At 47.0% G+C, this 22807-nt stretch carries 19 protein-coding genes, 1 tRNA gene and 1 pseudogene; 6 read left to right on the top strand and 15 right to left on the bottom strand.

The features are described from left to right. Nucleotides 1-186 precede the first annotated feature (186 nt). The 3 genes from C2745_RS07030 (at nucleotide 187) to C2745_RS07020 (ending at nucleotide 3400) form a co-directional block, all read left to right on the top strand. Nucleotides 187-1371 (top strand): alanine--glyoxylate aminotransferase family protein, encoded by a 1185-nt coding sequence (locus C2745_RS07030; protein WP_215383710.1) that lies wholly within the window; start codon nucleotides 187-189, stop codon nucleotides 1369-1371. A 160-nt stretch (nucleotides 1372-1531) separates the two neighbouring features. After that, nucleotides 1532-1936, top strand: a complete 405-nt coding sequence (locus tag C2745_RS07025) for a heme-binding protein (RefSeq protein ID WP_215385651.1) — start codon at nucleotides 1532-1534, stop codon at nucleotides 1934-1936. 6 nt (nucleotides 1937-1942) lie between these two features. Beyond that, a complete protein-coding gene (locus C2745_RS07020; RefSeq protein WP_215383709.1) occupies nucleotides 1943-3400 on the top strand; it encodes a DEAD/DEAH box helicase in 1458 nt (485 codons plus the stop codon). Here C2745_RS07020 and gluQRS read toward each other — a convergent pair. After that, entirely contained in the window at nucleotides 3387-4343 is a 957-nt protein-coding gene (gene gluQRS / locus C2745_RS07015; RefSeq protein WP_215383707.1) for a tRNA glutamyl-Q(34) synthetase GluQRS, read from the bottom strand. The two genes, C2745_RS07020 and gluQRS, sit on opposite strands and share 14 nt — an antisense overlap. Before the next feature lie 3 nt (nucleotides 4344-4346). On the opposite strand from gluQRS, the gene dnaE reads away from it, so the two are divergent. Then, a complete protein-coding gene (gene dnaE, locus C2745_RS07010) occupies nucleotides 4347-7964 on the top strand; it encodes a DNA polymerase III subunit alpha (protein ID WP_215383705.1) in 3618 nt (1205 codons plus the stop codon). A gap of 15 nt (nucleotides 7965-7979) precedes the next feature. Here the strand turns inward: dnaE and C2745_RS07005 are convergent, their stop codons facing one another. From C2745_RS07005 to C2745_RS06995, 3 genes are read right to left on the bottom strand one after another with little or no spacing between them, the layout of a single operon-like run. After that, entirely contained in the window at nucleotides 7980-9137 is a 1158-nt protein-coding gene (locus C2745_RS07005; RefSeq protein ID WP_215383704.1) for a glycosyltransferase family 9 protein, read from the bottom strand. Nucleotides 9138-9156: 19 nt separating this feature from the next. Beyond that, nucleotides 9157-9936 (bottom strand): glycosyltransferase family 2 protein, encoded by a 780-nt coding sequence (locus tag C2745_RS07000; RefSeq protein WP_215383702.1) that lies wholly within the window; start codon nucleotides 9934-9936, stop codon nucleotides 9157-9159. After that, entirely contained in the window at nucleotides 9933-10694 is a 762-nt protein-coding gene (locus tag C2745_RS06995; protein ID WP_215383701.1) for a glycosyltransferase family 2 protein, read from the bottom strand. Before C2745_RS06995 ends, C2745_RS07000 begins: the two co-directional genes overlap by 4 nt. A 10-nt stretch (nucleotides 10695-10704) precedes the next feature. On the opposite strand from C2745_RS06995, the gene msbA reads away from it, so the two are divergent. Further along, a complete protein-coding gene (gene msbA, locus C2745_RS06990) occupies nucleotides 10705-12468 on the top strand; it encodes a lipid A export permease/ATP-binding protein MsbA (RefSeq protein ID WP_215383699.1) in 1764 nt (587 codons plus the stop codon). A 15-nt stretch (nucleotides 12469-12483) separates the two neighbouring features. Here the strand turns inward: msbA and rng are convergent, their stop codons facing one another. From rng to C2745_RS06950, 8 genes and pseudogenes are all read right to left on the bottom strand, one after another. Then, entirely contained in the window at nucleotides 12484-13947 is a 1464-nt protein-coding gene (rng, locus tag C2745_RS06985) for a ribonuclease G (protein WP_215383697.1), read from the bottom strand. Between the two features lie 5 nt (nucleotides 13948-13952). After that, a complete protein-coding gene (locus C2745_RS06980; RefSeq protein ID WP_215383695.1) occupies nucleotides 13953-14570 on the bottom strand; it encodes a nucleoside triphosphate pyrophosphatase in 618 nt (205 codons plus the stop codon). Continuing rightward, nucleotides 14563-15006, bottom strand: coding sequence for a 23S rRNA (pseudouridine(1915)-N(3))-methyltransferase RlmH (gene rlmH / locus C2745_RS06975; RefSeq protein WP_215383693.1), 444 nt, complete (start codon nucleotides 15004-15006; stop codon nucleotides 14563-14565). The genes C2745_RS06980 and rlmH overlap by 8 nt, the downstream gene beginning before the upstream one ends. A gap of 22 nt (nucleotides 15007-15028) precedes the next feature. Next, nucleotides 15029-15418 (bottom strand): annotated as a pseudogene (gene rsfS / locus C2745_RS06970) (ribosome silencing factor); the annotation flags it as partial. Between the two features lie 47 nt (nucleotides 15419-15465). Beyond that, complete coding sequence (locus tag C2745_RS06965) at nucleotides 15466-16155, bottom strand: nicotinate-nucleotide adenylyltransferase (RefSeq protein ID WP_215383689.1); 690 nt, start codon at nucleotides 16153-16155, stop codon at nucleotides 15466-15468. Further along, nucleotides 16152-17063, bottom strand: coding sequence for an oxygen-dependent coproporphyrinogen oxidase (gene hemF, locus C2745_RS06960; RefSeq protein ID WP_215385650.1), 912 nt, complete (start codon nucleotides 17061-17063; stop codon nucleotides 16152-16154). The genes C2745_RS06965 and hemF overlap by 4 nt, the downstream gene beginning before the upstream one ends. Nucleotides 17064-17104: 41 nt before the next feature. Continuing rightward, on the bottom strand, nucleotides 17105-18382 hold the full coding sequence (gene purD / locus C2745_RS06955) for a phosphoribosylamine--glycine ligase (protein ID WP_215383687.1): 1278 nt from the start codon (nucleotides 18380-18382) through the stop codon (nucleotides 17105-17107). A 40-nt stretch (nucleotides 18383-18422) separates the two neighbouring features. Next, nucleotides 18423-19142, bottom strand: a complete 720-nt coding sequence (locus tag C2745_RS06950; protein WP_215383685.1) for a YebC/PmpR family DNA-binding transcriptional regulator — start codon at nucleotides 19140-19142, stop codon at nucleotides 18423-18425. 152 nt (nucleotides 19143-19294) lie between these two features. On the opposite strand from C2745_RS06950, the gene C2745_RS06945 reads away from it, so the two are divergent. Next, a tRNA-Leu gene (locus C2745_RS06945) sits at nucleotides 19295-19379 on the top strand. A 38-nt stretch (nucleotides 19380-19417) separates the two neighbouring features. On the opposite strand, the gene C2745_RS06940 is transcribed toward C2745_RS06945, so the two are convergent. The 3 genes from C2745_RS06940 to lptF form a co-directional block, all read right to left on the bottom strand. Continuing rightward, complete coding sequence (locus tag C2745_RS06940; protein ID WP_215383683.1) at nucleotides 19418-20359, bottom strand: CysB family HTH-type transcriptional regulator; 942 nt, start codon at nucleotides 20357-20359, stop codon at nucleotides 19418-19420. A gap of 62 nt (nucleotides 20360-20421) precedes the next feature. Continuing rightward, entirely contained in the window at nucleotides 20422-21576 is a 1155-nt protein-coding gene (lptG, locus tag C2745_RS06935; RefSeq protein ID WP_215383681.1) for an LPS export ABC transporter permease LptG, read from the bottom strand. Further along, nucleotides 21573-22688 carry an LPS export ABC transporter permease LptF gene (gene lptF, locus C2745_RS06930; RefSeq protein ID WP_215383679.1) on the bottom strand — a complete coding sequence of 372 codons (1116 nt, stop codon included), beginning with the start codon at nucleotides 22686-22688 and terminating at the stop codon, nucleotides 21573-21575. Before lptF ends, lptG begins: the two co-directional genes overlap by 4 nt. Between the last annotated feature and the right edge of the window lie 119 nt (nucleotides 22689-22807).

Here is a 22807-nt window from a genome sequence, read left to right as displayed (position 1 = left end):
TAATTTGTATACAAAAATAAGAATAACCCATCTTATGTCATAAATACAGCCTTTAAAAGCCTAAATTAGGCTTTATTTTTGGATTAATTTTTAATAATTTGTATACAAAATGGAAATTTCCACAAAATTGTCATACACTAGTACCAGAAATAACTACCTATAAACACTTTAAAAGTGAGACAAAGCATGTTGAAACTTGATAACCACGCTTCAGGACGCCATTTTTTACATATTCCTGGACCAAGCCCTGTGCCTCCACGCGTATTGCGCGCGATCAGCTATCAAACCATTGACCATCGTGGTCCAGAGTTTGGTGCATTTGGCCTCAAGGTGCTGGATGGCATTAAAAAGATTTTTAAAACTGAGCAACCCGTCATTATTTATTCCGCTTCTGGAACGGGTGCTTGGGAAGGCGCATTAGTTAACGTTCTCAATCCTGGTGACAAAGTCTTGTTCTATGAGACTGGTCAGTTTGCAAACTTATGGCGTGCTCTTGCTAAGCGTCTTGGTTTAGATGTCGAAGTAGTTGGCAAAGCTGGACAAGATAGTTGGCGCTGGGGTGTAGATGCTTCTGTGATTGAAGAGCGTCTGCGCAAAGATACGCAACATGAAATCAAAGCAGTTTGTGTTGTTCATAACGAAACTTCTACAGGCGTGACATCCAACATTGCTGCCGTTCGTAAAGCAATTGATTCCTTAAAGCATCCAGCCTTATTGCTCGTGGATAGCGTGTCTGGCTTGGGTTCAGCGGACTATGAGCATGACAAGTGGGGCGCAGACGTCACGATCTCTGGCTCACAAAAAGGCTTGATGTTGCCGCCGGGCATTGGTTTTAACGCCCTGTCACCACGCGCAATCGAAGCTAGTAAAAATAACAAAATCCATAAATCATATTGGGCTTGGGATGAAATTCTTGAGTCTAATAAAAATGGTTACTGGCCAACTACACCAAGCACTAATCTGATGTACGGCTTACATGAAGCAATCGATATGATGACGACCGAAGGTTTGGATACGATCTTTGCTCGTCACCAACGTTTGGCTGCGGCTTGTCGTGAAGCTGTCAATGCATGGGGTCTAGAGATTCAATGTCAGGATAAAGATAGCTACTCTCCAGTGCTAACTTGCATCGCAACTCCAGAAGGTATGGATGCTGATGTGTTGCGTAAACATGCTTTAGAGAAATTCAATCTTTCCCTCGGGACTGGGTTGGGCAAAATCAAAGGCAAGGCATTCCGCATTGGCCATTTAGGCGATTGCAATGAATTGAGCTTGATGGCTGCCTTAAGCGGGGTGGAAATGAGCCTTGGTTCTATGGGATATAAACCCAAGGCTAGCGGCGTCATTGCTGCCCAAGAGTTCCTTAAATAAGAAGCACTTACGACGCACTCAGGCAGTAATGGGGGTGCGTTAGGGCGGGGTGGAGCCTGGTTCTGTATGAGGAATCGCGCTACACCCCTTATAATTCAAGTACTTATATAGAAGTGCATGAAACAAATACACCATATTCGAGACAGAAAGATTAAACATGTTGGCTACTAAACCTTACTTAACTCAAGCTGATGTTCAAAAGATTTTGGATGCAGCAAACAAACATGCCGCCACAAATAATTTGGCAGTGACTATTGCCGTTTGTGATGATGGTGGTCATATGATGGGATTGATTCGTCGCGATGGTTGTGCTCCTTTGTCTGCTTATATTGCTCAAGAAAAGGCACGCACTGCTGCAATGGGTAAACGCGAGACTCGTGTTTACGAAGAAATTATTAATAATGGTCGCCATGCTTTTTTATCTGCCCCGCACGTATCAGGCATGTTGGAGGGTGGCGTCAATATCGAGGTAAACGGGTTTACCATCGGCGCAGTCGGCGTTTCCGGCGTTAAATCTGCGGAAGATGCTGAGACCGCTAAGGCCGGCATTGCCGCCATCATGTAAGTTACCTTGACAAATACTGCTACTGAAATAAATTCTTCTACGGGGGTTGGCGATGTCGCTACCCCCAACGCTGTTAGCGAAACTAGCACTGCTAGCGCTCCTGCTCCAGCCACAATTACTTTTGCTGACTTTGGGCTAGATCCGAAAATTCAAAAAGCGGTTCTTGAGCAGGGATATAACACTCCCACCCCGATTCAAGCTCAATCAATTCCACATGTATTAGCGGGAAGTGATTTGATGGGTGCGGCACAAACCGGCACAGGTAAAACTGCCGCATTTGTACTGCCGATCATTCAAAAGATTTTGCGTCATGCTAGTAACAGTGCTTCACCGGCACGCCACCCTATCCGCGCCTTGGTCTTAACGCCTACACGCGAGTTAGCGGTGCAGGTGGCTGAGAATGCTGCCAGTTATTCCAAGCATACGGATCTACGCGCTGCGGTTGTGTATGGCGGTGTGGATATGAAAGAACAAGTTGCGATCCTGCGTAATGGCGTAGAGATTCTGATTGCTACCCCAGGACGTTTACTCGATCACATTGGCTCTAAGGTTGCCAACTTATCTCAGGTGGAGATTTTGGTGTTGGACGAAGCTGACCGTATGCTCGACATGGGTTTCTTGCCTGATCTGCAACGCATCATCAATTTGATTCCTGCGCAAAGACAAACTTTGTTGTTCTCTGCAACTTTTTCTCCAGAAATTAAAAAACTCGCACAAAGTTATTTGCGCACCCCAGTAACTGTAGAAGTAGCACGTCAAAACGCTGCTGCCGATACGGTTAAGCAAGTGGTGCACATGGTTTCTTCTGCTGATAAGCAGCGCGCGATTGTCAAAGTATTGGAAGCTCGCACACGTGCTGGTTTATCACGTCAATGCATCATCTTTACGAACAGCCGTTTGGGTTGCGCAAAATTATCTCGTGCCCTTGAGCGTGATGGCATTAAAGCGGGCGCGATTCATGGAGATAAAAGTCAGGGTGAACGCACTTTAACTTTGGATGCTTTCAAATCTGGTGCAATCGAAGCGCTAGTGGCAACTGATGTTGCTGCGCGCGGTCTAGATATTCCAGATATGCCTTGCGTGATTAATCACGAATTACCTTACAACGCAGAAGACTTTATTCACCGTATCGGCCGTACTGGCCGTGCAGGCAGCAAGGGTGATGCGATTGCTTTGGTGGATGCTAGTGAGAAGCGTTTGCTTGATGATATTGAAAAGTTAATGAAGCGTAAGTTGGATGTAAAGCCTTTGCCTGAAGGTACGCCCTCAGCAAGTCGCCCATCATCTAGCGGCTCTAGTAGCGCTCCAGCCAAAATGTCTGACCCCTTCTTCTATATGCCTTATGAGCCGGGTTCAGCACCTGCAGCATCAGCGCAATCAGCAAAGCCTGAAGAGAAAAAAGTGGGTATTACGCCTGCTAAGCCTGCAGTTGGTGCTTTATTAGGCGGCTTTAAGAAAAAGTAGGCCATGCATGAGTGGCTGCTAGTAGCCACTCTGCAATAGTGACATTCTGCCCATCAGGCAAATCTTGTAACCCCAAATGTATAGCTGCTTTGCGTAATTCAAGCAGAGCATGCCGTTCATCTTCTGTATTGATCTGTGTTGCTAAGGTTTGCTTACTCAGTTTTTCGCCATGCTCATCTAGTACGAGCGGTAAATGCAAATACTCCGGCCTTAAATAACCTAATTTATCTTGGAGATAAATTTGTCTTGCAGTGTTGTTGAGCAAATCTTTGCCACGCACGACCCGTGTAATACCTTGTTCAAAATCATCGACCACCACAGCAAGTTGGTAGGTAAATAGACCATCATTTCTTCTCAGGACAAAATCTCCGACTTCTATATTGAGATTCTGGCTTTGGGTACCAAGCGCCAAATCCTCGAAATGAATGTTGCAATTCTCGGGAAGGGCTATCCGCCAAGCTTTTTTGGAATCCCCCGGGGTTTCAGTGGAATTGTTAATGAGGGTGGCGGGGCGGCAGGTGCCTGGATAGACCATTTCTTGGTTGCGGGGGGTCTCAATTCCTCGGCTTGCCAGGGTATTGGCAATCATTTGCCGAGAGCAGGTGCAGGCATAGAGGCAAGAAAGCCGATTTAAGCGCTCTAAAGCCTGCTGGTAGGCCGCTTGTCGCTGTGATTGATAAACGACCTCCTCATCCCAAGAAAGCCCGCAGGCAAGCAATTGGGACTGAATTTCTTGGGCTGCCCCAGGTACGCATCGCGGGGTGTCTAAATCCTCGATTCTGAGCAGCCATTTACCCCCATTTTTACGGGCGTCTAACCAGCTCCCCAGGGCGGCAACGAGGGATCCTGCGTGAAGCGGGCCGGTGGGCGAGGGAGCAAATCGCCCGCGATAGCCGTCGGCTGGGGGTGGAAGGTTTTTGAGCTTGGACACAGCTAAAATCATCTCATGGCTTCACCCCGTTTTGTACATCTTCGCATTCATTCCGAGTTTTCGATTACGGATGGAGTCGTGCGCATTGATGATGCGGTTGCCGCAGCCGTTAAAGATGAAATGGGCGCCCTAGCCATTACGGATTTAAGTAATTTATTTGGTTTAGTGCGTTTTTATACTGCAGCCCGTTCCAGCGGCATTAAGCCGATTGCTGGCGCTGATGTTTGGGTGAGCAATCCCCAAGATCCAGATCAACCTCACCGTTTATTGCTCTTGGTGCAAAACCATTCGGGCTATCTCAATTTATGCGAGCTGCTCAGTAGAGCATCTTTAGATAATCAATCGCGTGGTCGAGCTGAAGTGGATTCAGCATGGTTTAGTGAGCCTGCTGCTAAAGCAGAAGACAAAGCAGCTAAACGCACTTTATCCTATGGTTTGATTGCGCTCTCTGGTGCGCGCATGGGTGAAGTGGGCGCTGCGCTATTAGCAGGCCAAGAAGATCAAGCTAAGATTATTGCAAGACGCTATGAAAAATTATTCCCAGATTCTTTTTATATAGAAGTACAGCGTGGCGGCAATCCTCAAGATGAGAAGCAGCTGCAATTGGCTTGTCACCTTGCTAACGAATTAGATTTACCAGTAGTGGCAACGCACCCAGTGCAATTTATGCAAAAAAGCGACTTTACGGCGCATGAAGCCCGAGTTTGTATCGCTGAAGGTGAGTTATTAGGTAACCCACGCCGTACCAAAAAGTTTAATGATGAGCAATATTTCCTCACCCAAGAGGAGATGGAAAAGCGCTTTGCCGATTTGCCAGCGGCATTAGTGAACTCAGTTGAAATTGCGAAGCGTTGCAACCTCTCTTTGGTTTTAGGTCAACCACGTTTGCCAGATTTTCCAATACCGCCTGGTATTACTTTAGAAGACTATTTGTTACAGCAATCCGAGGTCGGTTTGAAGCGCCACATGGAGCGCAACTTTCCAGATCCCCAAGAGCGTGAAAAGGAAATGACGCGCTATCAAGAGCGTTTGGTGTTTGAGGTGAAGACGATTGCTCAAATGGGCTTCCCGGGCTACTTCTTGATCGTTGCAGACTTTATTAACTGGGCTAAAAATAATGGCGTACCTGTTGGTCCTGGCCGTGGATCTGGAGCGGGCTCCTTAGTAGCATATTCACTTGGCATTACCGATTTGGATCCGCTGCGCTACAACTTACTCTTTGAGCGCTTCTTGAATCCAGAGCGGGTATCGATGCCCGACTTTGATATCGACTTTTGCCAGCATGGTCGTGACCGTGTGATTCAGTACGTAAAAGATAAGTATGGCAAGGATGCGGTAAGTCAGATTGCTACCTTTGGAACAATGGCCGCCAGAGCGGCGATCCGTGACGTTGGCCGCGTACTGGAGCAAGGTTATAACTTCGTCGATGGCATTGCTAAGTTAGTCCCGAATAAGCCAGGTCAATACATGACCATTGAAATGGCTAAAAAGGAAGAGAAGCAATTGGCTGAACGCGAAAAGAATGAAGATGAAGTGCGTCAATTACTTTCTTTGGCGCAGCAACTCGAGGGCATGACCCGTAACGTGGGTATGCACGCTGGTGGTGTATTGATCGCACCGGGTCGCCTCACTGATTTTTGCCCGCTCTACACGCAAGAAAGCAAAGACCAAGACAGCAGCTCCGTCATTAGTCAGTTCGATAAAGACGATGTTGAAGCAATTGGTTTGGTGAAGTTCGACTTCTTGGGCTTGACCACCTTAACGATTTTGGCTGCAGCAGAGCGTTGGATTAAAGCTTTGCATGCTGATCGCAGAGATTGGAATATCGGCGAAATTCCGCTTGATGATGAAAAAGCCTTTGATGTTCTTAAGCGTGCCAATACAGTCGCGGTATTCCAGCTGGAAAGCCGCGGCATGCAAGGCATGCTTCGCGAGGCTAAGCCTGACCGCTTTGAAGACATTATTGCCTTGGTGGCTTTGTATCGCCCAGGTCCAATGGACTTGATCCCAGATTTTATTGAGCGTAAACATGGGCGTCAAAAAGTTGAGTATCCAGACCCTCGTATTGAGCCTGTTCTGCGTGAGACCTACGGCATCATGGTGTATCAAGAGCAGGTGATGCAGATGGCTCAGATGATTGGCGGCTACTCATTAGGTGGCGCCGATATGTTGCGTCGTGCGATGGGCAAGAAAAAACCAGAAGAGATGGCGCAGCATCGCAAGATCTTTAGTGATGGTGCAAAAGCGGGCGGAATTTCTGAAGGCAAGGCAAACGAGATCTATGACTTGATGGAGCGCTTTGCAGGTTACGGATTTAATAAATCCCATGCTGCTGCTTATGCACTCTTGGCGTATCAAACCGCCTGGTTGAAGGCCTATTACCCTGCAGAATTTATGGCGGCCAACTTATCGCTCGCCATGGATGACACCGATAAGGTGAAGATTCTGTATGACGATTGCTTGGCAAATAATATTCGTGTTTTCTCGCCTGATATCAACACGGGCGTGTATGAGTTCACACCATTGCGCGCACCGGATGCAGCGCCTGATTCACCCATTAGCCATATCCGCTATGGATTAGGTGCGGTTAGAGGTACGGGCGAGGCTGCAATTGAGGTCATCGTTAAAGCGCGTGAAGAGGGTGGACCCTTTAAAGACCTCTTTGATTTCTGCGCCCGCGTAGATCGGCGTCAAGTTAATCGTCGCGCTATTGAAGCTTTGATGCGCGCCGGAGCATTTGATAGCTTGTACCGTGATTCAGTGCCGGCTGGTGGAAATTTATACGACATTCGCTCAACATTGCTCGCCTCTTTGGCTAGAGCGATTGAGGCTGCAGAACAAGCGGAAGCCTCGATTCATCAAGTGAGCTTATTTGATGTAGCTGGCGAAGAAAATCGCCATCTCCCAGAATTGGTACGTGAGCCAATCTGGTCTGAGAAGAAACGTCTGCAAGAAGAAAAGACTGCTTTAGGTCTTTGCTTAACGGGACATATGTTTGATGCTTATCGTGAAGAGACATCACACTTTATTCGTCAGCCATTATCAAAAGTAACCGAAGGTAAAGATCAGTTGATTGCCGGCATTATTACTTCGGCTCGTATGTTGACTGGTCAGCGTGGCCGTATGATGATTGCTACCATCGATGATGGTACTGCTGCAATCGAAGTCACTTTATATAGTGAAGTTTATGAGCCAAATCGCTCATGGCTCAAAGAGGATGAGTTGTTGGTTGCAAAGGTAAGCGTTACGCCAGATAAATTCTCGGGTGGTATGCGGGTTGTATCCGAGGCCGTGATGGATATAACGGGGGCTCGTATGCGTTTTGCACGTAACGTTCACGTATGTATTGATTCAGCCATTGATTTGAAAATGCTCCGCAGCCAAATAGGCCCGTATTTGATGGCTAATCGTGTGCGTGACCCGAAATTCGGTGCTCCAACCCCGCCAACACCTGGCTCAAATGATGGTGTCAAAGGTTTGATGCTTACCGCTGCTGTAACCACTAGTGGTGGGGCTTGCTTAATGCAGTTTCCTGAAGAGTTGCGCATCTATCCAGATGATGCTTGCTTACAAAGCCTTAATCAGATTCTGGCTTCCAAACAAAAAGATCCTGTACAGGTTCAGTACCACTAAATTAGTGCGGCAAAATTAGCCTTGCAAAACCTTTTCAACCGCAGCGATCACTTGGCTCGGCTCTAAAAGATCTAAGCACTCACTATTACTATCGGCTTTATCAAGACAGCCTGCCTTGCGACAAGGTACGCATTCTCCTGGGCCTTGCAGAATCGTGACGTTGCCTACAGTTTGAGTGCGGGCCCGTAATTGATAGGGTTGTTTGCCTACAAAACCATTAGGCCACGGGCCAAAATTCGTTGGCGGAGTTGCTCCAAACAGGGTAATGGTCGGAATGTTGCAAGCTGCTGCCAAATGGGTAATGGAGGTGTCTACTCCGATATACAGCGCCGCACTGCGCAATAGAGTGCCTGCCTGCGGGATAGAAAGTTTTCCGGCGGCATCAATGACTTTGTCGCGTGTTTCATCGTTTAACAAAGAAATAATATCGCGATTCAATTGCACGTCTTGTTTTGCCGGGGATGCGCTTAATACAACTTGGTAACCAGCTTTAACTAGCCAGGTAATGAGTTGTTGCCAATGTGCTAAAGGCCAGCGTTTATAAGCGGTCAATGGTCCTGGATGAATAACCACGTAAGGTTGATTCAGTGCATTGGTTATCTGCGGGGTTAGGGGCTCACCAGCAGGGGGTGTAACGGATGTGGGTTTGCTAAATAGTTCTGCAGGGCTTCTAAAGAAAGCCTCTAACAAGCGCAGTTTTTCAGTTATGACATGTTGCTTAAAGTAATCAACATCTACGGTATGCATGCAGATGAATTTCTTCCAGGCATTTTGCTTATCACTCTTATGTCTTTTGCTTTTATCCTCAGCATCCTTGCCCTGAGGGTGCCCGCCCAGCACGCCAACCCTTCTAAAGGCAGCCACCAAGCCGTAGATGTATGCGCGGTCACTGGGCTGTGTCACGACAGCTAAGTCATAGCGCTGAAACAGGCGGTTAAAGAGTGAGAGATATTCACCAAAGCCGGGGCGATCTGATGTTTCGATGATTTCGCTGATATCGGGATTGCCGTGCAACATATCAACTTTGCCGCGATAACCTAAAAAGTGAAACTCAGCATCCGGCCAAAGCTCTCGGGCTTTGCTAATGAGCGGGGTGGTAATCAGTACATCGCCAATTTGCCGAGTAGCAATAAACAATACTTTTTTTGGCTTGAGTGTGGAATTAGAACTCATTTTGGATGTGTTCAATGGTTTAGATAGCTTTAGCTAGAATCTTTTCGCGCACGCGACGGGCATTTTCGGCGGCATTGCTCTGATCGTGGATTTTATGAAAGAGATGCAGTACTTCTGTTGACCATGAGCCTGATTTGCGTTTGATTTGATGACGTTGTAAACGAAATACAAAATCAGCGTCCTCATGACCCCAGCCAGTCATACTTTCATCAAAGCCGTTAATACTTTCAGCATCAGCTTTCCAACAGGCCATATTGCAGCCTTTAATGCGGCGCCAGACAAACTTCTTGTAATCACGCCATGAGTCATTGCCTAGTTTGATTTTGAGCGGCCAGTATTTATTAATTCCACCGTTCAAACGCTTGCCTATGAGGTTTGAGCAAAAGCGCGCAAAATCCCATGTGGGCCAAGAAAGCAATTCTTTGGTGAGTGTCTCATTGAGTAAGACGCGACTACCGGTAACCAAATAATTCTTTTGAGCGAGAGCTCGGTGGTTTGCAACAAAGTCTGGCTGCACAATGCAATCACCATCCAAGAAAATGAGATAGCTGCCGTGCGCGGCTGCGATGGCTTCATTTAAAATCTTTGTTTTGCGAAAGCCCTGATCCTCTTGCCATAAGTGGGTGATTGATATGGAATGCGAATTCTTGAATGACTCAATCACTTGCTCGGTGCTATCTGTAGACCCATCGTCGGCGATGATGATTTCAAACTGCTGATCAGTTTGTGTGGCTAGTGATTCAAGGCAAAGCTTTAGTGCTTGCGGCCAGTTATAGGTCGCCAACAAAATCGAAATCATTTGCCTGCATCCTGATTCAGTTGCCACAGCTTGATGTAGCGGTAGTAAGTCCCTTGACCGTTAGATACCGCCAATGCAAATCCTTGTGGGCCATCCAAGAATCCAGCGCGCAATATATAAGTCCGGAAAAAAGCCCACGTACCATGAAGTACCGCCTTTAAAGGAGAGCTAGTTTTGCCTTTGGCAAAGGCTTGCTGTGCAGAGGCAGTGGAGTAACGATCTAGTTTTTGCAACACCTGGGAGTAATTCATGAAGCTGTAGTGCAATAAAGGATTTTCAAGTTTTGCAACCTGGCCATTAGGTATGAGGCGCTCATGTACTAAGTCATCAGAAAAGCGGGCGGCCCCTCTTTTAAAAAGACGATCTACATAATCGGGGTGCCAACCTGAGTGACGAATAAAGCGTCCGCAATACCAAGATAGGCGAGGGATAGCAAAGCAATCCACATGGGCGCTATGGTGAATGGCCGTCAGAATCTCGGATCTGAGGGCTGGAGTGAGGCGCTCATCGGCATCTACCGATAAAACCCAGTCACCCGTTGCCAGGTCCAAAGCCCTGTTTTTCTGGGGGCCAAAACCTGGCCAGTCAGCCGGCTGGGAGATGTGGGCACCATGGCTTTTAGCGATTTCTAGGGTGCGGTCTGAGCTATTGGTATCAACGACCACGATCTGCTGGGCAATCCCCTCCAGAGAGGCCAGACAGGCTTCCAGATTGGCCTCTTCATTGCGGGTGATGAGTATGACTGATAAGGTGGGCATAATTCATTATATGAATGCTCAAGACCGTACCGCCTTAAATCGCTTAATTGCGTACTTAAAACCCCATATTGGCCTAATTTTCGGCTCTTTGGTGGCTATGTCCATTGTTGCAGCTGCAGAGACCTCCATTCCGGCGCTGATGAAGCCTTTGTTGGATCGGGGCTTTACGGGGGAGATGAATGACAAATTATGGCAAGTTCCTGTTTTTCTTGTTGGGTTGGCGCTGATAAGAAGTTTGGCGCAATTTTTCTCTAACTATTTATTAACTCGCGTTATTAATGCTGTGCTTGTGAAGCTACGTGGTCAGATGTTTGAGACATTATTAAGTGCGAGCACATCGTTCTTTCAAAAGAATTCTGCTTCTCAGTTAATTAATGCAGTAGTTTTTGAGGTTCATGGTGTGCTATCTGTTATGGGCAGTATGTTAATCAGCCTAGTGAGGGATTCGCTTACTGTTATTGGTTTGATGGGCTATTTAATTTATCTCAATTGGAGACTAACTTTAGTAGTGCTCATTATTTTTCCGATGATTGCCTTCATCATGAGTAAGATCAATCGGCGCCTCAGATCACTCAATCGTGAACAACAAGCGTTAACAAGTGAATTGGCGTACATTGTTGAGGAGGCTGCTGCGGGTTATAAAATTATTAAGGTGCATGGTGCCGAGCAATATGAAATTAATCGTTTTGCTGAAAAAGCTGAGCGATTACGCCAGTTTGCATTGAAGTCTGCGGTCGCTGGGGGTCTCAATCAGCCAGTAACTCAGCTAATTGCCTCGATGGCTTTATCGGTAGTTTTGGTAATTGCTTTGATGCAGTCTGCCACTGAGGGTACGACAGTTGGTGGTTTCGCATCATTTATTACCGCAATGATGCTGGTCATTTCCCCGTTAAAACATTTGGCAGATATCAATCAACCATTGCAGCGAGGTCTTACCGCTGCTGAAATGGTATTTTCCCTGATGGATCAGCCTTTCGAAGAGGATGAACAGCGTAAGCTTGGAATGAAGCCTTTGGATAAGGCAAGAGGGGCTATTCGTTTTGAGAATGTTGGATTCTCATACGAACAAGAAGTAGGTCGTCAAGATGCTTTAAAGGATGTCAATCTGGCAATCAAGCCTGGCGAGGTAGTTGCTTTTGTTGGACCTTCTGGTGGTGGTAAATCCACCTTAGTGAATTTATTGCCACGCTTCTTTAAGCCTACCAAAGGCCATATTTTCTTGGATGACATTCCTTTGGAAGAAATTGTTTTAGCGGATGTGAGAAAGCAGATTGCTTTTGTCAGCCAGGATGTCATTCTATTTAACGATACGATTGCTGCGAACGTAGCCTATGGGGCTCCCGATGCGTCAGGAATTGATCGCGGTCGCGTGATAGAGGCGCTTGAAGCCGCCAACTTGACCGCCATGATTAAAGAATTGCCCGATGGCATTGATTCAATGGTTGGCGATAACGGCAATCGTTTGTCGGGGGGGCAGCGACAGCGTTTAGCGATTGCACGCGCAATCTATAAGAATGCGCCAATCTTGATTTTGGATGAGGCTACATCCGCTTTGGATTCTGAATCAGAACGTCAAGTGCAAGATGCTTTAGAGCGCTTAATGACCGGCAGAACAACTTTAATCATTGCGCATCGCTTATCTACGATTGAGCATGCGGATCGCATTGTCGTGTTAGAGCATGGTCAGGTAATCGAAAACGGCTCGCATGCCGATTTGATTAAGCAAGATGGCCTTTATGCCAACCTGCACCGCATTCAGTTTTCGAATGCTTAAGCCTCAAGCCAGTTTTTAGCTGAGAACGATGTCGTATTGCTCTTGGCGGAAGGTGCCTTCTGCCTGGAGTTTAATTGGCTTGGCAATGAAATCACCTAGCTGCGCCAAGAACTGACTTTCTTCTTCCAAGAAGAGATCGATGACGTCTGGCGAAGCGACAATCCTAAATTCTCGCGGATTAAATTGACGGTGCTCTCGCACAATCTCACGGAGGATTTCATAGCAAACCGTTTGGGCAGTTTTCACTTCACCTTTGCCCATGCAGGTTGCGCAAGGCTCACATGTAATGTGGGCTAAGGATTCACGGGTGCGCTTGCGGGTCATCTCCACCAAACCCAATGCAGAAAAATCACTCACCGAAGTGCGTGCATGATCGCGGTCTAAATTGCGCTTGAGTTCGTGCAAGACAGACTCTTGATGGTCTTTGCTGACCATATCAATGAAGTCAATGATGATGATGCCGCCTAGATTGCGTAAGCGCAGTTGGCGCGCAATGGCTTGCGCAGCTTCTAGGTTGGTTTTGAATACGGTGTCATCGAGATTGCGTGCGCCTACATAGCTGCCAGTATTTACGTCAATCGTGGTCATCGACTCAGTCTGATCAATCATGAGGTAGCCTCCTGATTTCAGGTCTACACGACGGCCTAGTGCCTTATTGATTTCAGCATCGACATCAAATAAATCAAACAGCGTACGTTCACCGCGATGTAGCGATAGCTTGCCCAATAGATTAGGCATATACAAATTGGTAAACGTTTTGAGCTTTTCAAAGTTTTCGGCGGAGTCCACCCGAATTTGGGTTGTATCCTCGCCAGCTACATCACGCAATACCCGCTCTGCCAGACTCAGATCCTGGTAGAGGAGGTTAGGAGCAGCCTTTACCTTCATTGCTTCGCGAATATTTTCCCAAGTGGTGCGCAGATAGTGCATATCGTGCTGAAGTTCACTGTCGCTTGCATCTTGGGCGCTGGTGCGCACAATGATTCCACCTTTTTCATCGGCAGCCATGAGGCTGGCTAAGCGAGTTTTGATCGCCTCCCGTTCTTCGGGCTGATCAATTCTTTGGGAGACACCAATATATTTTTCGGTTGCAGGATCGCTGCCTGCAGGCGGCAGGTAAACCAAATTACGACCAGCAATGCTTAATTGGGTTGTGAGGCGCGCACCTTTGGTGCCAAGTGGATCTTTTAAGACTTGGACCAAAATCGTTTGGCCTTCAAAGAGTAATTTCTCGATTTGCGCTTGAGGATTATTTTGGGTGATATCCGCCACATGCATAAATGCAGTACGTTCTAACCCAATTTCCACGAAAGCTGATTGCATGCCGGGTAATACTCTTGCTACTTTTGCCAAATAGATGTTGCCAACAATGCCCCGTTGACGTGTGCGCTCAATTTGCAACTCTTGCACTGCACCTTGCTGAATTAAGGCTACCCGTGTTTCTTGGGGGGTGATATTGATCAGAATTTCTTCATTCATATGTATCAGACTCGGGCACGCTCTAGAAGTTGTGCTGTTTCGTAAACAGGTAAACCCATGATACCGCTATAACTTCCTCGGATCGAGGGTATGAGTGCGCCACCTAGCCCCTGAATACCGTAAGCACCAGCTTTGCCAAAAGGCTCACCACTGGCGATATAGACCTCAATTTCCTTAGGGGATAGTTGCGCAAACTGCACCTCAGAAACTTGAGTGATGTGTAAAGGCTTCTCGTTAGGTCTTACTGTAATGGCAACGGCTGTGAGTACTTCATGAATCTTGCCGCTCAGCATCGTCAAAATACGTGCCGCATCAGCTGCATCAGTTGGTTTACCCAGAATCTCTCCCTCTTCACTATTAGGAAGGCTAACAGTGGTGTCGGCGCATAAGATGGGTGCCCATGGAAGTTTTCTTTTTTCCCAGCGCGCTAATGCTGCCGCACTCTTTGCCAAAGTAACGCGTTCGACATAAGCGCGTGCTTTTTCATGGGGTAGGGGCGTCTCAATACCTTCACTATCTTCATCTGCATCGGGTAGCAGCATTTCAAAGCGAACGCCAATTTGTTTTAAGAGTTCTTGGCGGCGTGGACTTTGTGAGGCAAGGTAAATAAAAGGATTACTCACGATGGTAGGGGTGTCCTTGCAAAATGGTCCAAGCGCGATAGAGTTGTTCTACCAATAAGACTCTGGCCATTGCATGTGGCAGCGTGAGGCTGGAGAGTCTCCACATCGCCTGTGCGTTCGTTTTGAGGCTGGCATCCAAACCATCGGCCCCACCAATCAGAAAGGTGATATCAAAACCTTCTTGACGCCAATTTGCCAGTTGGGTTGCTAAGTTCTGAGTGGTTTGATCTTTGCCGCGCTCGTCTAGGGCAATAATTCTGGAGCCCTTCGGAATAGCCGCAGCGATTTTGATGGCTTCTTTAGCTGGCGTAAGGTCCGGCTTAATTTCTTTGATCTCGATACTGCAGTCTGCAGGCATGCGCTTAATGTAATCCTGGGTTGCAGTGGCAACCCAGTCTGGCATCTTGTGACCAACAGAAACAATGGTTAAGCGCATTGATGCCTACAACGACAAATTATTCGTCGTCGTCCTCAGATTCGCTAGCTTTAACTAAGCCCTTGCTACCAGCCAGCTTCACGCGCACTGGTTTAGCACCCCACATACCTTCAAGCTGGTAATAAGAGCGCAGCATCGGCTGCAGAATATGCACAACAATATCGCCGCAATCTACCAAAACCCATTCACCGGTTTCTAGGCCTTCGACAGAAATCACCTCACCACCTTTGGCATTCACCTCTTCTTTAACGGACATCGCTAAAGAACGGGTTTGGCGGTTACTGGAGCCAGTGGCAATGATGACGCGATCAAAAAGTTCGCTCAGTTTGGTGGTGTCATAAACGCGAATATCTTGCGCTTTAACATCTTCAAGGGCATCAATAATGACGCGTTGTAATTTACGTAAATCCATGGTTTCTCTGCAATATTTTTCTAATGTTTAGGGTGATCTTAGCTTGATTACTGATACAAGCCTAGATTTGTAATGATTTCAAGGGTATGGGTTGGAATTTGTTCGGATGCGATAGCGCTTCGAGAGCTTGAATTGAGGCGGTCTCGTAACTCGGTCGAGGATAGATCGACACTGAGGCTTTCATCGATATATATGAGGCCTGCAGCGCTTTTTTCAAGGGTAGTGGCATCTTTTGTTTGATGATTCATTAAGAACTGCTCTACCTCAGGGGTGATTTCTTGCTTTAAATCGTAGTGAGGTCTCGTGGCAACCGCAAAATTGACATATTGACTGAGTTTTTCCCAGGAGTTCCAGCTCGGAAGGGCAACGAGAGAGTCTGCTCCCATTAACCAAGTCAGACTGGCATTTTCTCCAAAGCGTTCGCGCAAGGCCTTCACAGTATCGATCGCATAGCTGGGTCCAGCACGATCAACCTCTATTCGATCTACGCCAACCTGTGTCGAAATCTTGAGATATAAAAATGCGCGCGCCAAATCAATGCCGGCAGCTTCTGTGAGTTGTAGGCGAGTTTCTGCGGGCGTGATACCAGTGCCCTTTTGCCAAGGCTCACCACTTGGAATAAGGAGAATCGCATCTAAATGCAATGCTTTAGAAAAATGCGTGGCCAATCTGAGATGACCCACATGCGGAGGATCAAACGTTCCTCCCAGAATGCCGATTTTGCTTACTTTGCTCAAGCTAACCAATCGCGAGGCTTGAGGTAATAGTCGTATAGCTTGGCTTCAGGCGTGCCAGGCTGTGGTTGCCAGTTGTACCACCATTGAACTACAGGTGGCATGGACATCAAAATGGATTCAGTACGACCACCGGAGTGCAATCCAAAAATAGTGCCTCGATCGAAGATGAGGTTGTATTCAACATAGCGACCGCGACGATATTCTTGGAAAGATTTTTCTTCGGGCGTAAATGCATCTTTGTAGCGACGCTCAACAATGGGAAGATAAGCATCAATAAATGCGTCACCAACTGCGCGTGTCATCGCAAAGCTTTTCTCAAATCCAAGCTCGTTGAAGTCGTCGAAGAAAACACCGCCAATGCCGCGAGGCTCTTCACGATGTTTTAAATAGAAGTACTCATCACACCACTTTTTAAAGCGTGGGTAGAGTTCTTCGCCAAATGGATCTAAAGCGTCTTTAGCGGTTTGATGGAAATGCCTGCAATCTTCATCTACACCGTAATATGGAGTGAGGTCAAAGCCGCCACCAAACCACCACACCGGCTCTTTGTCAGGCGCTTGTGCAATAAAACAGCGCACGTTCATATGGGTGGTTGGTACTTTGGGGTTATTGGGGTGAAATACCAAAGAGACCCCCATAGCCTCGAAGCTGCGACCCGCTACTTCAGGGCGATGATGCGAGGCAGAAGGGGGCATTTGATTGCCGCGCACATGTGAGAATCCTACACCACCTTTTTCCAGGATGTTGCCGCCATCCAAAATGCAGGTACGGCCATAACCTTTTAATTTGCTGTCTTCAGGCTTATGCCATTCATCGGCAACAAAAACTTTTCCATCCAATGCGCTCATGGCATTGGTAATGCGATTCTGCAAACCCAAAAAATAATCTTTTAGGGCTGCAATATCAATTTGGGTATGCTGATCTGACAAGGAATCTCTAGCTTTAAAAGTTATTTGATTGCGCGGTAGCCAATATCTTTGCGATATTGCATGCCATCAAATTGAATTTGATTAATGGCTTCGTATGCTTTTTGTTGGGCGCCGCGTACTGTATCCGCTAGGCCAACAACGCACATCACACGACCTCCTGAAGTCACTACTTTGCCATCTTGTAGCTTGGTACCAGCATGGAAAGTGATTTGATCTTCGGTGTCTGCTGGAGTGCCTGTGATGACATCACCAGCGCGCGGGGTATCGGGGTAGTTATGTGCAGCAAGCACTACGCCTAAGGCGGTGCGACGATCCCATTCCAGCTCAACTTCATTGAGGGTGCCGTCAACTGCATGGTCTAGGGCATTCACGAGATCGCTACGTAAGCGTGCCATGATAGGCTGTGTTTCTGGGTCGCCCATACGGCAGTTAAATTCTAGGGTTTTTATTTTTCCATCCGGCGCAATCATCAGACCTGCATACAAGAATCCTGTGTATGGAATGCCATCTGCTTCCATGCCTTTGACAGTTGGCATGATGACTTCACGTAAAGCGCGCGCATGAATTTCTGGAGTAACAACCGGAGCGGGGGAGTATGCGCCCATGCCCCCAGTGTTTGGGCCTTGATCGGCGTCGAGCAAGCGTTTGTGATCTTGGCTAGTTGCCAAGGCAAGAACATGTTTGCCATCAACTAAAACAATGAAGCTTGCTTCTTCGCCAGTGAGAAATTCTTCGATCACGACGCGTGCTCCGGCATTGCCGAGCTTGTTGTCTGCCAGCATCATGTCAACCGCAGCGTGTGCTTCTTCTAGGCTCATAGCCACCACAACACCTTTACCTGCAGCCAAGCCATCTGCCTTAATCACAATCGGAGCGCCTTTAGCATCGATGTAGGCATGCGCCTCTAATGCGCTGGAGAAGGTTTGGTAATCCGCAGTAGGAATGCCATGACGCTTCATAAAAGCTTTTGAGAAATCTTTTGAAGACTCTAATTGAGCAGCCAATTGAGTTGGGCCAAAAATGCGCAAGCCATTGTTGCGAAATACATCTACTATTCCGGCGGCTAGCGGGGCTTCTGGACCAACTACTGTGAGATGAATCTTTTCTCGTTTAGCAAAGTCAGCTAGCTCTTGTAGGCCAGTGATCGGAAGGTTCTCAATCCCGGCTGTAGATTGTTTTGCAGTGGCAGTTCCGCCATTGCCTGGCGCTACATAAACAGTTTGTACTTGGGGCGATTGCGCTAATTTCCAAGCAAGTGCATGTTCGCGTCCACCAGATCCGATCAAAAGAATTTTCATAGCAGCTGTGTTTGTTAGTTATAGGTATTAATAAATAGGCTTACAAAGATGCGTTCGTAAATACTTCTTGAACGTCATCCAGATTCTCAAGAGCATCTAATAGTTTTTGCATACTTTCAGCTTGTTCGCCTTCGAGTGCAATTTCTGTTTCAGGGCGCATGGCAACCGTTGCTAATTCAGCCTTGAGGCCGGCGCTGGTGATCGCATCTTGTACTTTAGAGAAGTCGGGTACTGGCGTTAAAACTTCAAGTGAACCATCATCATGGGTGATGACGTCTTCTGCTCCAGCATCCAAAGCAACTTCCATCAGTTGGTCTTCGTTGGTGCCTGGTGCAAATAACATTTGTCCGCAATGCTTAAAGAGGAACGCAACTGATCCCTCGGTTCCCATATTGCCGCCATTTTTATTAAAGGCGTGACGCACTTCGGCAACGGTACGGGTTCGATTGTCAGTGAGGCAATCAACAATGATGGCGGCACCATTCATGCCATAACCTTCATAGCGAATCTCTTCGTAGTTCACGCCTTCAAGCGAGCCAGTGCCGCGTTGAATCGCTCTTTGCACGTTGTCGTTAGGCATATTGGAATCTTTAGCCTTATCGATTGCCAGGCGTAAACGTGGGTTAGCGGTGAGGTCGCCACCGCCTAATTTGGCTGCAACAGTGATTTCTTTAATGAGTTTGGTCCAAATCTTGCCGCGTTTTTCGTCTTGACGACCTTTGCGGTGCTGAATATTGGCCCATTTCGAATGGCCGGCCATACGGGTAAGTCCTTTTAATAATTTGGCTACAAGACGCCATTTTAAGGGGTTCTGAGCCTAAGTGAGGCAGTAGCCCGCCATTTTTTGTTACACTCTCACCTCTTAGCAGTAACAAAGTAGCAAAGTAAGCAGAATTTCCACTGCAAACACCTGCCTCGGTGATGGAATTGGTAGACGTGCCGGACTCAAAATCCGGTGCCGCAAGGCGTGGCGGTTCGAGTCCGCCCCGAGGCACCACTCAAACGACAGTTCTGTCTTTGAGTAACTCCAAAAAACTAGATTTCGTAAGTGTCCGACTCATTCGACATTGCCTGCTCAACAATTTTCTTTGTGAGTGTTGGTGAGAAGAGTTCAATGAAGGTGTAAACAAAAGAGCGTAAATAAGCCCCTTGTTTAACGCCAAGATGCGTTACGTTGTTGCCAAATAAGTGTCCCGCAGGAATGACTTTAAGATTGCGATCGCGATCTGGATCGTAAGCGTGACCCGCAACAATTCCAATACCCATTCCTGTTTCTACATACGTTTTGATCACGTCAGCATCAATGGCTTCCAAAATAATATCTGGCGCGATATTTCTTTGAGCAAAGGCCGCATCGATTTTGCTACGACCCGCAAACGCTTTGTCATAAGTGATGATTGGATATTTAGCAATGTCCTCAAGCGTAAGTGTTGCTTGGTTCAGAAGGGGGTGACTCAGTGGAACCATGAGTACATGTTGCCACTGATAACCGGGCAGCGCTAGCACGCCGGGCGTGTTGGCAATACCTTCGGTGGCGATGGCGATATCTGCGCGATCATGTGTCAGTAATTCTGCAATTTGACCAGGACTGCCTTGCTGAATGCTCACCTTTACTTTTGGAAAGCGCTTGGTAAATTCAGTCAATACTTTGGGAAGTGCGTAGCGCGCTTGTGTATGTGTGGTGGCAATCACAAAGCTGCCTTGATCTTGGCTGGCAAAATCCTTGCCCACTCTTTTAAGCGTCTCTACTTCATCTAGGATGCGCTCAATTGAGCTCAAAATTCGTTTACCTGGTTCTGTGAGGGAACGAATGCGCTTACCGTGGCGACGAAAGATTTCTACGCCAAGCTCATCCTCGAGTTCAATAATGGCTTTAGATACGCCCGGCTGGGAGGTAAAAAGCGCCTTAGCAGCGGTCGTTAAATTGAAGTTCTGGCGAACAGCTTCACGCACAAAGCGGAATTGATGAAGATTCATAAGGATTCCTATCTATATATCTACAAAGATATAGGAATCAAATTCTAAATGAATTTTAGGTATTAGGCCTTAGAAACCCTGCGAAGTGCGACCAGGGCCAAGAGGAAATACACCAAAGGCGGTGTCAGGGCCGTTAAGAGCGCTGGCCATGAGCCAAGCAGGCCCACATTAGAAAAGAGCGAGTTAAATAGCTGAAAGCTCATGCCGAGCATGATCCCGCCAAATACTTTGATACCTACGCCTCCGGCACGCACCTTCATATAGGCAAAAGGAAGTGCTAAAGCGAGCATCACAAAAATCGTAAATGGATAAACCACTTTTTTCCAAAAGGCAATCGAGTGGCGCTGCGCATCTTGTTTGTTATCACGCAGGTGGGATATGAATCGACCCAGGCTGACAATTGACATCTTTTCTGGGCTAATCAGCAAAACGCTCAAGATCTGAGGCGTCACCTCGGATTCCAAGGTCAGGATAGGGTGATTAAATGTGTGCGCAGAAAAAACGGCATTCAGTGGGTCTGACTGTTTAGTTTCTTTAAAGCGAGTTTCTGTTACGTCATTCAACACCCAGATGCCAGTCTCATCGAAGTAACCGGAGTTAGCGCTTCGAATGGATAGGAGGTGATAGGAGTCATCAAACTCGTACATCCGAATATTGCTAATTTCATTATCTTTGTCGATTTTTCCGACGTTGACATAACGAACGCCTGGACGAACTGGGCCGCTGCCGTCTTCATCGCGTAGGCGGTCTTTAACCCAGACGCCCGTTCTAAATTGAGAGGTGTATGAAGAGCCTAGGGCTTTCATGCGAATTTGATCGGATTTTGCTTCTGTATATGGGCCCACCCATTCACTCATGACGAGCGTGAGGATCACCAGCGGAAGTGAAATCTTGGTCAGCGTAATTAGACTGCGTTTAATGTCCAGACCAGCAATGCGCAAAATCGTAAATTCGGATTGGCTAGCGAGCATGGCAAAAACATAAATACTGCCAATGAGGCCAGCAATTGGAATAATTTCAGAGATTCGGCTTGGTGCTTTTAAAAGCACGTGTAAGAGAGCAAGCGGCAAGGTGTATTGCCCTTGCACGGATCCAAGCTCGCTCAAAATATCGAAGAATAAAAATAGGGCAACCAGAGCAAACAAAATAAACCCAAAAGCTACATAAATTTGCCTTGCTAAATACCGCTCATAAATGAATGGGAAGAGAAGTTTCATTTTTGACCGAACGACGCTGGAAGCTGACGACGCCACCATTTCACAGAAGGGTTAATACGGTTGCGAATGAGTATCGTCGCCATGAGGAAAGCCAGTAGATGGATTGGCCATATACCTACAAAGAACCCCACTTTTCCTTGGGACACAAAGTTTTGTGTCAGATTCAATAGATTGCTATAAATCAAATAAATCAACACCGCATAGAACATCGCCGTGTAATTGCCAAGACGTGGGTTTACATAGGCCAATGGAATCGCAATAAACACTAGTCCAAGAGCCATGATTGGAAGACCAATGCGCCATAGCAACTCTGCTTGATTGGCGTTGATGATGAGTGGGTCTGCATTATTAAATAATTCAAAGACAGTTTTTTCGCGATCCCTTGGCGGCGGTGCTATTGCATCTTTGCCCTGAATTTTGGTGGTGTACTCATTAAATTCTAGAATCCGAAAATCGGGCTGTGTGGGTTGTCCTTCATAGCGGCGGCCATTATTCAGAACAATGGATTTTTCTCCCCCTGACGAGTTTTGGATAAAGCCAGTAGATGCCACCGCAATGCTTAAGCGACCATTTTTTGAATCTGCCACAAAAATATTCTTTACTTCACTTTTGTCGACGTCTAACTCTTCAATAAAAAAGACGCGTTCAGCTTTTGCTGATTCTTTAAATTGACCAGCACTCACCATGGATACGTCATCGCGTTGTTGGAAGCGTTGACTAATCAGAGTTGACTCACGATTAGCCCAAGGCCATACAAAGAGCGCTAGTAAAGCAATCACAATGATGAGTGGGGTGGCAAACTGCAAAATCGGTTTAATAAGGTTGCTGATGCTGAGCCCGCTAGCAAACCAAACAATCATTTCAGAATCTTTGTACCAGCGAACCAGCACAATCAGAGTGGCCACAAATAGTGAGACCGTTAGCAGTACCGCTAAATAGCCTAGTGTGGCAAGGGCGATTAAAACGATGGCGTCTTCAGGGTTGACGGCACCGTTTGCTGCATAGCCCAGGATCCGAATCACCAAAGTTGTCACCATGATGGTGACCAAGACCAAAAACACGCCACCAGTCGTAAAACTGAGTTCTCGGCGCAGGGCTTGTTTAAAAATCATGGGTGCTTATTTGGCTGGATGGATGTGGTTAATGGTGGGGCGTAAATGGCTTATATTGGCGCATGTAAGGGAAGTTATTCTTATCTCGGAGGATAATGGATAAACATCCTTTTACCCCC

It is taken from the genome of Polynucleobacter sp. AP-Kolm-20A-A1 (assembly GCF_018688315.1).
Taxonomy (GTDB): Bacteria; Pseudomonadota; Gammaproteobacteria; order Burkholderiales; family Burkholderiaceae; genus Polynucleobacter.
Note: the sequence above shows the minus strand (reverse complement) of the source record. Positions and strands in the feature narration are given on the sequence as shown.

Coding starts and splice junctions, on each gene's coding strand:
- C2745_RS07000 (WP_215383702.1), bottom strand. CDS start 9,936: ATGATTTCGATTTTGTTGGCGACCTATAACTGGCCGCAAGCACTAAAG.
- C2745_RS06940 (WP_215383683.1), bottom strand. CDS start 20,359: ATGAATCTTCATCAATTCCGCTTTGTGCGTGAAGCTGTTCGCCAGAAC.
- rng (WP_215383697.1), bottom strand. CDS start 13,947: ATGAATGAAGAAATTCTGATCAATATCACCCCCCAAGAAACACGGGTA.
- C2745_RS06995 (WP_215383701.1), bottom strand. CDS start 10,694: ATGCCCACCTTATCAGTCATACTCATCACCCGCAATGAAGAGGCCAAT.
- lptG (WP_215383681.1), bottom strand. CDS start 21,576: ATGAAACTTCTCTTCCCATTCATTTATGAGCGGTATTTAGCAAGGCAA.
- C2745_RS06950 (WP_215383685.1), bottom strand. CDS start 19,142: ATGGCCGGCCATTCGAAATGGGCCAATATTCAGCACCGCAAAGGTCGT.
- C2745_RS07005 (WP_215383704.1), bottom strand. CDS start 9,137: ATGAGTTCTAATTCCACACTCAAGCCAAAAAAAGTATTGTTTATTGCT.
- rlmH (WP_215383693.1), bottom strand. CDS start 15,006: ATGCGCTTAACCATTGTTTCTGTTGGTCACAAGATGCCAGACTGGGTT.
- purD (WP_215383687.1), bottom strand. CDS start 18,382: ATGAAAATTCTTTTGATCGGATCTGGTGGACGCGAACATGCACTTGCT.
- dnaE (WP_215383705.1), top strand. CDS start 4,347: ATGGCTTCACCCCGTTTTGTACATCTTCGCATTCATTCCGAGTTTTCG.
- C2745_RS07030 (WP_215383710.1), top strand. CDS start 187: ATGTTGAAACTTGATAACCACGCTTCAGGACGCCATTTTTTACATATT.
- lptF (WP_215383679.1), bottom strand. CDS start 22,688: ATGATTTTTAAACAAGCCCTGCGCCGAGAACTCAGTTTTACGACTGGT.
- gluQRS (WP_215383707.1), bottom strand. CDS start 4,343: ATGATTTTAGCTGTGTCCAAGCTCAAAAACCTTCCACCCCCAGCCGAC.
- msbA (WP_215383699.1), top strand. CDS start 10,705: ATGAATGCTCAAGACCGTACCGCCTTAAATCGCTTAATTGCGTACTTA.